The sequence below is a fragment of the Chitinophaga sancti genome (assembly GCF_034087045.1).
Taxonomy (GTDB): domain Bacteria; phylum Bacteroidota; class Bacteroidia; order Chitinophagales; family Chitinophagaceae; genus Chitinophaga; species Chitinophaga sancti_B.
Map to the genome: position 1 here is coordinate 1193331 of NZ_CP139247.1, position 13462 is coordinate 1206792.

Sequence of the window (13462 nt, forward strand, 5' to 3'; positions counted from 1 at the left end):
AAGCGTTTTTTACATGTTACTTTTTCTCTCCCATCAATACACCCGATACATTCCAGGCGCTGAAAGCAGTTCCTTCCCTCTTTCCTAATGGAATTGCTACTTTAAATTCATGTACGCCCGGCGCCAGATCTGGTAGAGGGATATAAACTGCCGGTGTCAGGCTACCCGGACACCAGTTGGACCTGCTAAGGTCGGAAGATGATAACCCGTTTGAGAAATTGCCGGATGATGGATTCAGCAACCGGTAAGTACCGCAATCTGTTCTCCATGGCACAAAGTGATATACCCGCTTGCCATCTACAAATATTTCATTCAGCTTAGGCACGAATTCATCGCCGTTGCCCCAGCCGCCATGACCGGTAGTAATGTAACGGAGCTGTAAGTTCTTTACACCTTCCGGAATATTTACTTTTACTGTCAGGGAATCATGGTCGAACATTGTACCATATTCCTGTCCTGCCATTTCCATCAGGTTAGTAGTGTTGAAAATCGGCTGTAAATAATCTGGTGTCTGTAATCCTCCATCATCGTCACCTTTAAAGTATTTCAGACGCAGACTTACAATATGGCCGCCTTTGTCATAGTTACCGATGAAAACACCTAACCAGACATCACCTTCCATCCTTGACTGCAGCTCTGTGATCTCCTGGCGGAACACCGCAGAATCAGCCCAGTTATAACCAGCTATCTGGCTTCTTTCATTATAATGATGAATGCCGAAAGGGGTAAAGAAGCGCAGCAGTTCCAGGGTAGGCTGGTAATCGTCAGTAGCAACTACACCCTGGTATTTCTCCTTATAAACTGGCAGGTCCTTCACGCCATTCTGCAGACCATTCAGGAAAGAACGCTGTTTATCCACAGGAATCATAAATACCGAACCGGTACGGTCATAAGCATCCCCGTTGGAATACTGGGCCAGTTCTGCAAACAGCTGGCGACCGGGTTCATATTTAGGCAGTTTTACTTTTTTCAGGACCACGGTACCACCGGCATAATGATAGGTCACATCGCGCTGGTCCGCAGGGGGATTAGGTTTGTCAAATCCAAAGGAAACCTGTTCCTTACTGAATACCGGAATGGTGGTATAGCGACTATCAATCACTTCACGGGAATAGGTAGCCTGATCTACCAGGGTACCCATTGCTGTAGCGTCTGGCCAGTTCAGGTCTTTCGGATTGATTTTGCTTTTCTTTACCTCGGTGGCCACGACCTCCATTTCTCCGTTTCTCACAGTTCTCAGCACCAGTCCTAATCCAGGTGTAACACCTAAAGCCGGTGAACCCTTTACATTCAGGGCATTAGTATACCATACTTCCACTGTATTGGAGCGAATGATGACTTTGGCTTTTTTACAGAGGTAACCGGCTATGGTTGCTGTATCGGGCAACAGCTCCGGCTTTTCGTAATCTTCTATTTTCTTTTTGAAGGTGACAGCTCTGCCTTCCAGGCGTAACACCTGCATGGTTATGTTCTCTGTATAGTCGATGTATTGTTGTTCTTTTGCGGCAGCGTCTGTATCCTTTATCGCATGGGTCTTTTTACCATCAATAAATAAAGTGGAGGCGGCGTCTTTCATTTCTTCCCCATGATAGCGCACCTTGTAGTGAACTGTCAGGGCATTCTGAGCATGAATTTCTGCTGCAAACAGCAAACTGGCAGCTATAAAAAGATATTTCATAAGTATGAGGCCTGATTTTGTAACAGTCGCAAGATAATGGCAAATAGGATAAATAAAAAAGCACAGTCAAAAAGACTGTGCTCATTTTTAACACTATCATTCTCTCAACTATGGCTTATTCCGCTTCAGCTACCACTTCCTTCACTTCCGGGATCATGCGCTTCATCATGCCTTCGATACCGGCTTTCAGTGTGATCATGGAAGAAGGGCAACCTGAACATGAGCCTTGCAGCATCAGTTTCACCGTTCCATCTTCGTAGTCTTTGAACTGAATGGCACCGCCATCCATTTCAACTGCAGGCTTTACGTAGTTTTCAAGCAATTCTTTAATACGCTTTACCACATCAGTATCATCTGCACTTACTTCGTTTCCGGCTGCTGGTTTGTCAACGATTTCGTCTTCGTTTACAACAGGGCGGTTATCTTCAAGATACTCTTTCAGAAAAGCTTTTATAGTAGGGATAATATCATTCCAATCAGTTTCAGGAGTTTTTGTCAGCGTGATGAAGTTCGCCATAATAAACACACCTCTGATGAACGGGAAGCTGAACAGCTCGGCCGCTAATGGAGATGGTTTTGCACTTGCTTCATCCGGGAAGTCGATATGCTTACCTGGGTACAGGAGCTTGTTAGCAACAAATTTCATGGTTTCCGGATTCGGCGTCATTTCCGTATATATGCTGATGATGGGATTTCCTGTTTTAATCATGGTATTCTAAACTTTTGATAGAACAAAGGTAACTACTTTCAACTAGAATCTGAGGGAATTCAGCCCTTTTAACTATTACTATTTTCAATAGGGATATAGACAAAATCATATCGGTAAATATCAAATTATCAACGTTCCAGAAATCTTTTTAAAAATATACATGGCACATTATTCTATATATTAACTTTATGGGAAATAACGCCATCATTGAGTATGCCCACTGTCAAAACCTTGCATGCACGCAAAAGAATAGCACTGATCGCACACGATCACAAGAAAGCTGAGCTCATAGAATGGGCCCTCTACAACAAAACCGTACTCTGCCGTCATGAACTTTACGCTACCGGCACCACAGGCAAGCTCATTGAAGAAAACCTCGACGTTCCTGTCCGAAAATTATTATCCGGCCCACTAGGTGGCGACCAGCAAATAGGCTCTATGATCGCCGAAGGCAAAATCGATGTCGTGATCTTTTTCTGGGATCCCATGGAAGCACTTCCACATGATCCTGATATCAAAGCCCTGCTCCGCCTTGGTGTAGTATGGAATATCCCTATGGCCAGCAATCGTACCTCTGCAGACTTCCTGCTTACATCCCCTCTCATGCACCAGGAATATGAAGTACGCTTACCTGACTATTCACAATATCTGGGTAGAAAAGTTTAGTTATCATTTCGTCCTCATCTGACCTTATCTTTTTAATAATCTGTCTTTCTTAGAAAGATCGGCACCGTTTGTGCTGCAAAGTACTCCTTACTAACTAGTTAGGTGTTTTCACTCACCTTGCTGGAGAGTAATCAGGTTTCCTTATTTTCGCAATTTTTCAGGTCTTAACGTATTGTAGAATGGTGAAACACTTATTCGTGGCTGCTTTCCTCCTGACAGGCTTTTTTAAACAGGTCCAGGCACAGCTGCCACCCAAACGGGAATTAAGAGCCGTATGGATAGCAACAGTAGAAAATATTGATTGGCCTTCCCGTAGAGGGTTACCTGTTGAACAACAGAAACAGGAATTTATCAACCTTCTCAATACACAGCAGCGTAATGGCATGAATGCCGTGGTGGTACAAATCCGCCCGGTAGCAGATGCTTTTTATGCATCTCCCTTTGAACCCTGGTCGGAATACCTGACTGGTACACAGGGGCAGGCGCCAAATCCTTATTATGATCCACTTCAGTTTATGATTGAAGAGACGCATAAAAGGGGCATGGAATTCCATGCCTGGCTCAATCCGTATCGTGCGGTATTCAATGCCAGTCGTAACAATGTAACACCGAACCACATTTCCAGGATGCGGCCACAGTGGTTCCTCACTTATGATAACAAGAAGTACTTTGACCCGGGTATACCAGAGGTGCGTGAATATGTCACCCAGATCATCCGCGACGTAGTACGCCGTTATGATATAGATGCCATTCATTTTGACGATTACTTTTATCCATACCGTGTACCGGGCAAGGAATTTCCAGACAATGCTTCGTACCGCCAGCATGGACAGGGAATGGAAAAAGACGATTGGCGCAGGTACAATGTAGACACCATCATCCATATGGTAAGCATTGCCATCAAGCAGGAGAAAGCATGGGTGAAGTTTGGGATTAGTCCATTCGGCATCTGGAGAAATAAAAGCAAAGATCCGGATGGGTCTTACACAAGTGGTACTACTAATTATGATGACTTGTATGCGGATGTACTGAAATGGTTAAAGAACGGATGGATAGACTATGTGGCGCCGCAACTATATTGGGAAAGAGGTTTCAGGGTGGCAGACTATGAGCTGTTGCTGAACTGGTGGGCACAGCATGCCTATGGCCGTCATTTGTATATCGGGCATGGGGTGTACCGGATCAATAGTAATGCGGCGTGGAGTAACCCGAATGAATTACCGGTGCAGATTACCGAGTCCCGAACCCTCAATACGGTACAGGGAAATGTTTATTATAGCGCCAAATCATTCAACGGTAATCCAAGAGGGATAGAAGATAGTTTACGGAATCACTTCTATCATTATCCGGCGTTACGACCTACTATGCCATGGCTGGATTTCAGAGCACCGGAGTCCCCATATTTTGCAGATGCTTTTGAAAGGTCGAATGGATTGCATTTGCATTGGGTGGATGGAGATACGACCAATCGAACTACGCAATATGTGTTATATCGTTTTGAAGGACGCGGGGTGATCAATCTGAATGATCCGGAGAAGATCCTGGCGATACTAACACAGAGCTCAGATCCGCAGTATGTAGATAGTACTTATGAGAAAGGAAAGGAGTATACTTATGTGCTGACATCCCTGGATAGGTTGCAGAATGAGAGTCTGGCAAGTGATCCAATGTATATAAGAATAGTAAAAGGGAAGGCGAGGTTCTACTTCGATCCTGAACCATAATAAAAGGCAGAAGGTGCCGCCAGTGGTGGCACCTTCTGCCCATGCAAAAAAAATCCGCTGCCAGAGGCAGCGGATTTTTTTTGCGATTCAATTACTTATCCATTTATTTATAAACTTCCATCACAGCTCTTCCCACACAACCACTCGGCATCTGTATCTTCAACATTGCCGCTACCGTCGCTGCTATATCAGTCATACTCGTCTTCTCATTGGTATACCCATGCTTTACATGCCAACCCATAAACACCATTGGAATATGCGTGTCATAAGGCGCCCATGTACCATGCGTCGTACCTTTCAGACTACCTTCATACCATCCTGGATCAGGAATCATAATCACCGCACCATCGCGTTTAGGATAATATCCATTCACCGCCATTTGCTTAATTGGCTCAGGCAATGCGCTGTTTCCAATGTTGTCCAGATCTGCGGCAAACTGAATACCCGGCACTGTCTGCAGGAAGTACACTGCTTCTTTTTTCACTACATCATAATCCAGCTTCGCTGCTTTGATCCTTTTTAAATCAAAGTCAACATGGTAGTTATTGGTATTCGCTACCAGGCTATCTACACCAAACACTCCTTTCAGATCGGTATTCAGACCAGCGATGATTGTTTTGTCATTCACCAGACCAGAAGGAATATCATGTTCTTTCAGGAAACCTACAGAGTGAGATGCTCCGTGATCTGCTGTGAGGAACACCAGGTAATTTCCCTTACCAACTTTCTGATCGAGGAAGGTAAAGAACGCTGACAGATCTTTGTCCAGGCGCAGATAAGTATCTTCTACCTCGATAGAGTTAGGCCCAAACTGGTGACCTACATAATCAGTAGAAGCACAGTTGATAGTGAGGAAGTCTGTCACCGGACCGCTACCCATGTTATATCCGTTCACAGCGGCTTTTGCAAAATCCAGTGTGAGGGTATTACCATTTGGTGTGGAACGCAGGCTACCTTTGCTTAATTTATAAATAGCAGGCAGATCGTGTGGAAACTTAGGTGCGGTTTCGCCTTTGTAAGTATTTTCCCAGGTCACATCGTCCTCGGAACTTTGTACATATGTGTTGATAGGGTAGAGGGTCTCCCATGGTTTGGCCATCAGTGCAGCCGGTTCGTTTTTAGCATTGAACTGTTTTACCCATTCCGGTAATTCTTTCATGTAATAACTGCTGGTCACAAAAGATGCATTACTGTCATCCAGCCAGAAAGCGCCGTTTGCGATATGGCCGGCAGGTAGTATAGAAGCACGGTCTTTCAGGGATACGCCTACTACTTTAGAGCGGAAGTTAGTTGCCTGTCGCAGTTCATCCGTGATGGTGGAAGCCAGCAGACTGCGTGGAGACATTTTACCGGCGTCGGTAGTAGTACCCACAGGTGTCACGGTGGAATCTTCGGTACAATAGAATTCTCTGCCGGTGGCCTGGTCGGTCCAGCCATTGCCTGTAATACCATGGATAGCGGGTACGGACCCGGTGAAAATGGTGCTGTGCCCTACAGCGGTGTAGGAGGGCAGGTGGGTAATGAATGCGTTTTCACATGTAAATCCTTCACCTAACAGTCTTTTGAAACCACCGGTTCCGTAGCGGTCAGCATAACGGTACAGGTAGTCCCAGCGCATCTGGTCTACGACGATACCAACTACCAACTTAGGGCGGGCGACTGCTGGTTGGGTCTGTGCCATTACAGTATCTTTCTGGCCGAAGGTACTGGCGAGTACCACCACCAGGGCGGATAATGTTTTTTTCATATTGGTCATAATATTGATAATTTCCTGATTGTCATCCGCAAAGATGTGTATTAATTAGGATAAACAAACTCCATTCATCAAATGAACAAGGCGATCTAAAAGATCGCCTTGTTCATTTAAATTTAAGCGAATGAAGACCGCCTCATAAATTGGTTATATCTTATTTATCCTATCCGGATAATCCGTAATAATTCCATCTACTCCCATCGCCTTCAACCTTTTCATATCCTCCAGATCCTCCACGGTCCAGGGCACTACCTTCATACCTTTACTATGGCAATAATCCAGCAATTCCTTCGTCACCAAAGAAAAATGTGGGTTATAGAACGTAGGCAGAAAACCCAAGCCTTCCAGCTGCTGGTAAAAAGATACATTCTTATCGCCGGTCAGGAATCCCAGGGTCACTTTTGGATGTAACCTGTGCAGCACCTGCAAAGGACGCATATCAAAAGACTGGATCAGCAGTCTGTGTTTTAGTTTTTTCAGCTGTTTTACCTGCATCAGTTTTTCCACATATTCTTCCGGGGCTGGTTGTTCCTTGCCATCCGTTTTTTCAGAAGATTTGATTTCCAGTAAATAATATACCGGCGGCTTGTGGTGTTTTTCATTATACGCTTCGACAGAATCAATCATTTCAGACAGCAATGGAGCATATGTCCTCATTCTTTGCTGTTGTGGAAACTTAGGATAGGGCTTTTCACCTATTCTGAAAGCCCTGATCTCACTATAATTCATCTGGTAGAAAATATATTTTCCTCTTTCGCTGGGCTGAATCTCGCTACCATCGGGCCGGGTCGTATATGCCGGGTCAAAAGAGGCATCGTGGTACACCACTACTTGTCCGTCTTTTGTAATATGCACATCAAACTCCAGGGTATTCGCTCCATCTTCAATGGCATGGATCATGGCAGGAATTGTATTTTCAGGCATCATTCCCCTTGTTCCCCTATGTCCTACCTTTAAAAACGTCGGCAAAGGTACAGCAGCCATCACAGCGGGCAACAGGGCTACTACCAACAACAATTTTTGTAAAGATCTCATCTTATTCATTGGATTTAATAACATTCTCTTTTCAAATCTTTCTTTTTATTTCGCCCTTTCTGGTAGTCCACTTTCGTTTTGACTTTCTATTCAGTGGTTGAAAATAATATTTTGTTAACTAGTTTTCAACATACTATACACCAAAACTGCTTTTATACATCAAAAAGCGCACTTTTTCATAATATTTTTTTCCGTTTACATGTGTTAAATTCAACAACATGAAAGTAATTTTGTAACCAATTGAAGCAACAAAATCTTTTGCGCATATGTCAATGATAAATATCGCTGAGCGACATAAATATATATTAGACCGGTTAGCGGAAAAAGGATATGTAAATGTAATAGACCTGTGCAAAGAGCTTGATGTATCTGGAGTAACTATCCGGAAAGACCTCAAGTTACTGGAAGACAAGGCCTTACTGTTCCGTTCGCACGGCGGCGCAACAGTCAATAATCCTTATATCAATGACAAGCCTGTAAATGAAAAAGAAAAACTGCGCCGGGATGAGAAGAATCTCATCGGTGCAGCTGCGGCTACCCTCATCGCACATAATGATGCGATAATTATTTCTTCTGGCACAACCGCCCTGGCCCTGGCCAGGAATATTCACCCCAAAGGCCATCTCACCGTCATCACTCCCGCACTCAACGTAGCACAGGAACTGCTACGCTATCCGGAAATAGAAGTATTGCAACTGGGAGGCATAGTCCGCAACAGTTCATCTTCTGTAACGGGTAACTATGCCGAACGCATCCTCGCCGATTTCTCCTGCAGTAAACTGTTCCTCGGCCTCGAAGGCATAGACATTGAATTCGGGCTTACAACTACAAATTTAATGGAAGCACAGCTAAATCAGCGCATGGTGGCTGCTGCACAAAAAACAATTGTCATTGCCGATTCGTCCAAATTCGGTAGAAGAGGGTTTGGTAAAATTTGTGGTCTGGAAGATATCGATGAAATTATCACCGATAGTGGCATCTCAGCACATATAGTAAAAGCCGTAGAAGAGATGGGAATCAATGTGACTATCGTATAGTCCGGATCACCCACTTAATAATTATATAACCCCATTTTATTGGTTGCTATAGCAACCAGTGCGGATTTCCCATGCATACATTAAACTAATTTCCAACACGATCTACTCCTCTAAGGGTAAAATAAGTACACTTTTACCACTCACTCTTATTATATTCTAACAAATGCCTATACTTTTTTAATCTTTTCTAAATTTTTAGTGTTATAAGAAGGTTTTAATAAAAAATACCGGCATCCTTTAGTATCTTTATACCGTTCCCGAAACAATTACGGTACCTCCACCGCGCCCTGAGAAGGGTGAAGTGTGTGCCAAGGTCAAAAAATCTAAACGAATGCAAGAAGTGAAGCAATTGCAAGGACTGTACCACCCGGATTTTGAACATGATGCATGCGGAACAGGCTTTACTGTCCACATTAAGGGCCGTAAATCGCATCAGATCATCCGGGATGCGCTTACCATGTTGGAAAATATGGAACACCGCGGTGCATGTGGCTGTGAACAAAATACCGGTGACGGGGCAGGGATCCTTATCCAGCTCCCGCACGAGTTTTTGTACGACGAATGTCTGAAGATAGGCATTAGTCTGCCAGAATTTGGTAAATATGGTGTAGGTATGGTTTTCTTTCCAAAAGAACCACGATGGAGAGAAGAATGTCGCGAGATCCTGGCCCGGGCGGCGGAAAAACTTGGCCTCGATATTCTAGGATACCGTAAAGTTCCCGTTCGCCCCGATGGCATCGGAGAAAGCGCCCTTTCAGTAGAACCTGAAATCGAACAGGTATTTATTGCCTGTCCTCATCATATCGCCGACAATGACGAGTTTGAACGTAAACTCTTCGTGCTCCGTAATTATGTGTCTAAAACAGTTAGGAATACCGTTCCTAAGGAAAAAGCACTGTTTTACTTTGCCTCCCTCTCTACTAAAACGATTGTGTATAAAGGCCAGCTGACCACCTACCAGGTACGTCACTATTACGCTGACCTGAGCGACGAGAAGATGGTATCTGCTTTCGCAGTGATCCACTCCCGTTTCGCTACCAATACTTTCCCAAGCTGGAGACTCGCTCACCCTTACCGCTACATCGCGCACAATGGTGAGATCAATACCCTGAAAGGTAACCTCAACTGGCTCCGCGCCGGCGAAAAGGACTTTGTATCCAAATACTTCTCTCAGGAAGAAATGGACATGCTGTCGCCTTTCGTCGAAGAAGGTCAGTCTGACTCCGCCAGCCTTGACAACGTTGTAGAACTGCTGCTGCTCACCGGCCGCTCCCTCCCTCATGTTATGATGATGCTCATTCCTGAAGCATGGGATGGCAACGAGGATATGGATCCGGTAAGAAAAGCATTTTATGAATACCACGCTTCTATGATGGAGCCATGGGATGGTCCTGCCTGTATCTCTTTTACAGACGGTAAGATCATCGGTGGTACCCTGGACCGTAACGGTCTGCGCCCTGCACGCTTCGTTGTTACCAAAGACGATCGCGTAATCATGGCTTCAGAAGCCGGCGTACTGCCCGTAGATCCTAAAAATATTAAAGAAAAAGGCCGTCTGCAACCAGGTAAAATGTTCATCGTGGACATGGAAGCCGGCAGAATCATCGGCGATGAGGAACTGAAACAGAACATCTGCTCTCAGCAACCTTACGGCGAATGGCTGAACAAATACAAAATCCGTCTTGAAGAACTGCCTGAACCTCGTGTTACTTTCAGTCACCTGGAACCAGAACAGATTTTTAAATACCAGCAAGCCTTCGGTTATACTACCGAAGACCTGAACACCATCATCGCCCCAATGGCACTGGATGGTAAAGAGCCAATCGGCTCTATGGGTACGGATGCTCCCCTGGCTGTGCTGAGCGATCAGCCACAGCACCTGACCAGCTACTTCAAACAGCTGTTCGCACAGGTGACCAACCCACCTATCGATCCAATCCGCGAAAGACTGGTGATGTCACTGGCTACCTATGTAGGTAACAATGGCAACCTGCTGGACGAAAATCCCCTGCACTGTCATGGTGTGGCCCTGCGTCACCCCATCCTGAGCAACTACGAGCTGGAAAAGATCCGTAGCATTGATACCGGTCTGTTCCAGGCGAAGACCCTGCAAACTTACTTCCGTGCCGACGGTAAAGCCGGCTCTATGGAAAAAGGTCTGCAACGTCTGTGTCGCTATGCTGTAGATGCTGTTGAAGATGGTTATGAAGTAATCATCCTCTCCGACAGGGCGATCGACTCTGAACACGCCGCTATCCCGTCTATCCTCGCTGCATCTGCCGTACACCACCACCTCATCCGCAAAGGATACCGTGGTCAGGTAGGTATCATCGTTGAAGCCGGCGATGTGTGGGAAGTACACCACTTTGCCTGCCTGCTTGGTTTTGGGGTGACCGCAATCAACCCTTACCTGGCGCTGAGCACGATCCGTGATCTGAAGCTCACCGGCAAACTGGAAACTGAATACGATGTTGACAAACTCAAGAAGAACTATGTAAAGGCTGTCTGCGACGGTCTGCTCAAAGTCTTCTCCAAAATGGGTATCTCCACCCTGCAATCTTACCAGGGTGCCCAGATATTCGAAATATTAGGTATCAACCGTCAGGTAGTAGATAAATACTTTACCGGTGCGGTATCCCGTATCCAGGGTATGGGCCTCGACGAGATCGCCCGCGAAACCCTCGCTAAGCACTGGATGGGTTACGGCCGTAAAGAAACCCCTGTATCCCGCCTGGGTGTAGGGGGTATCTACCAGTGGAAGAGAAAAGGTGAGTTCCACCTCTTCAACCCAACCACTATCCACCTGCTGCAGTTATCAACCCGTATGGGCGACTACAGCATCTTCAAGAAATATTCTAAAGCGGTAAATGACCAGAGCGAAAAAGCAGCTACCCTGCGTAGCACTTTCGCCTTCAAACGTAACCGTCCGTCTATCACCCTTGATGAAGTGGAATCTGCAGAAAGCATTTTCAAACGCTTCGCTACAGGAGCTATGAGCTTTGGCTCTATCTCTCATGAAGCTCACTCTACACTGGCCATCGCTATGAACCGTATCGGTGCCAAGAGCAATACCGGTGAAGGTGGTGAAGATGAACTGCGTTACGAAAAGTTGCCTAACGGCGACAGCATGCGTTCTGCTATCAAGCAGGTAGCCAGTGCACGTTTCGGTGTGACCAGCAACTACCTGACCAATGCTGATGAATTACAGATCAAAATGGCACAGGGTGCTAAACCCGGAGAGGGTGGCCAGCTGCCCGGCCATAAAGTGGATGACTGGATCGCGAAAGTACGTCACTCTACACCTGGTGTAGGCCTGATCTCTCCGCCTCCTCACCACGATATCTACTCTATCGAGGATCTGGCTCAGCTGATCTTCGACCTGAAAAATGCTAACCGTGCTGCCCGCATCAGCGTAAAACTGGTGTCTAAAGCAGGTGTTGGTACCATCGCTGCCGGTGTTGCCAAAGCAAAGGCAGATGTGATCCTGATCGCAGGTTTCGACGGCGGTACCGGTGCATCTCCGATCAGCTCTATCAAGCACGCTGGTCTGCCATGGGAACTGGGTCTGGCTGAAACTCACCAGACATTGGTGAAGAACAAGCTGCGTGGCCGTGTAACCGTACAGGCGGATGGTCAGCTCAAAACAGGCCGCGACATCGCTATCGCAACCTTGCTGGGTGCGGAAGAATGGGGTGTAGCAACTGCTGCACTGGTGGCTGAAGGCTGTATCATGATGCGTAAATGTCACCTGAACACCTGCCCTGTAGGGGTGGCGACACAGGATCCTGAACTGCGCAAACGCTTTAACGGCGATCCTGAAAACGTAGTGAACCTGTTCAGATTCCTGGTAGAAGAGTTCCGTGAAATCATGGCTGAACTGGGCTTCCGTACCGTAAATGAAATGGTGGGTCAGTCTGACTGCCTGCAGGTACGTGAGAACATCACCCACTGGAAATATAAAAACCTGGACGTATCCCAGATCCTGTACAAAGAACCAGCTGATAAAACAACAGCGCTGTTCAAATCTGAAGAACAGGATCACGGTATCAGCGAAGTGATTGACTGGCAGCTGCTGAAAGCTGCACAGCCAGCCCTCGACAAAAAGACCAGGGTATTCCAGCAGTTTAATGTTAAAAATACTGACCGTTCCGTAGGTACAATCCTGAGCAATGAGATCTCTAAACGCTATCAGGGCCCAGGTTTACCAGAAGATACGATCCACTTTAAATTCGTTGGTTCTGCCGGCCAGAGCTTCGGGGCATTCAACACCAAAGGTGTAACCCTGGAACTGGAAGGTGAGGCAAATGACTACTTCGGTAAAGGTCTGTCCGGTGCTAAACTGGTTCTTTATCCAAATGCAGAAGCAGGCTTCAAAGCGGAAGAAAACATCATCGCTGGTAACGTAGCCTTCTATGGCGCCACCTCTGGTGAAGCTTACATCCGTGGTAAAGCAGGTGAACGTTTCTGTGTACGTAACTCAGGCGCTACTATCGTATCCGAAGGCGTGGGTGACCACGGTTGCGAATACATGACCGGTGGTAAGGCTGTCATCCTCGGTGAGACCGGCCGTAACTTCGGCGCTGGTATGAGTGGTGGTATTGCTTATGTATACGATGTGAAAGGCAATTTCGCCGGCCGTTGCAACAAGGAGATGATCGACCTCGATCCGCTGGATCAGGATGACGCTACCGCACTGCACGACCTGATCACCAAACACCACGCTTACACAAACAGTACTGTGGCTAAGTTCATCCTGAAAGATTGGGAAAACCAGCTGCGTCACTTTGTGAAAGTATTCCCGAAAGAATACAAAGCGGTGGTGACAGCTTCCAAAGCAAAGGAGAAGGTAGAGAAGTAGTA

8 protein-coding genes are annotated in these 13462 nt (G+C 46.2%); 4 read left to right on the plus strand and 4 right to left on the minus strand.

The genetic code is table 11. The features are described 5' to 3' along the window. Window positions 1-16: 16 nt before the first annotated feature. Window positions 17-1678, minus strand: coding sequence for a PNGase F N-terminal domain-containing protein (locus SIO70_RS04965; protein ID WP_320579865.1), 1662 nt, complete (start codon window positions 1676-1678; stop codon window positions 17-19). Window positions 1679-1793: 115 nt separating this feature from the next. After that, window positions 1794-2387: a NifU family protein gene (locus SIO70_RS04970; protein ID WP_320579866.1), complete on the minus strand. Its 594-nt coding sequence runs from the start codon at window positions 2385-2387 to the stop codon at window positions 1794-1796. A 213-nt stretch (window positions 2388-2600) separates the two neighbouring features. On the opposite strand from SIO70_RS04970, the gene SIO70_RS04975 reads away from it, so the two are divergent. Next, window positions 2601-3053 carry a methylglyoxal synthase gene (locus SIO70_RS04975; RefSeq protein ID WP_072358941.1) on the plus strand — a complete coding sequence of 151 codons (453 nt, stop codon included), beginning with the start codon at window positions 2601-2603 and terminating at the stop codon, window positions 3051-3053. Window positions 3054-3232: 179 nt separating this feature from the next. Continuing rightward, on the plus strand, window positions 3233-4777 hold the full coding sequence (locus SIO70_RS04980) for a glycoside hydrolase family 10 protein (RefSeq protein WP_320579867.1): 1545 nt from the start codon (window positions 3233-3235) through the stop codon (window positions 4775-4777). Between the two features lie 103 nt (window positions 4778-4880). Here the strand turns inward: SIO70_RS04980 and pafA are convergent, their stop codons facing one another. Together pafA and SIO70_RS04990 are read right to left on the minus strand one after the other, a co-directional pair. Then, window positions 4881-6524 (minus strand): alkaline phosphatase PafA, encoded by a 1644-nt coding sequence (gene pafA, locus SIO70_RS04985; protein ID WP_320579868.1) that lies wholly within the window; start codon window positions 6522-6524, stop codon window positions 4881-4883. 153 nt (window positions 6525-6677) lie between these two features. Next, a complete protein-coding gene (locus SIO70_RS04990) occupies window positions 6678-7565 on the minus strand; it encodes a glycerophosphodiester phosphodiesterase family protein (protein WP_320579869.1) in 888 nt (295 codons plus the stop codon). Window positions 7566-7831: 266 nt separating this feature from the next. Here SIO70_RS04990 and SIO70_RS04995 point away from each other — a divergent pair, with 266 nt between their 5' ends. Both SIO70_RS04995 and gltB read left to right on the plus strand, forming a co-directional pair. Beyond that, window positions 7832-8602 carry a DeoR/GlpR family DNA-binding transcription regulator gene (locus SIO70_RS04995; protein ID WP_083721900.1) on the plus strand — a complete coding sequence of 257 codons (771 nt, stop codon included), beginning with the start codon at window positions 7832-7834 and terminating at the stop codon, window positions 8600-8602. 331 nt (window positions 8603-8933) lie between these two features. Further along, entirely contained in the window at window positions 8934-13460 is a 4527-nt protein-coding gene (gltB, locus tag SIO70_RS05000) for a glutamate synthase large subunit (protein ID WP_320579870.1), read from the plus strand. The last annotated feature ends 2 nt before the right edge of the window (window positions 13461-13462 follow it).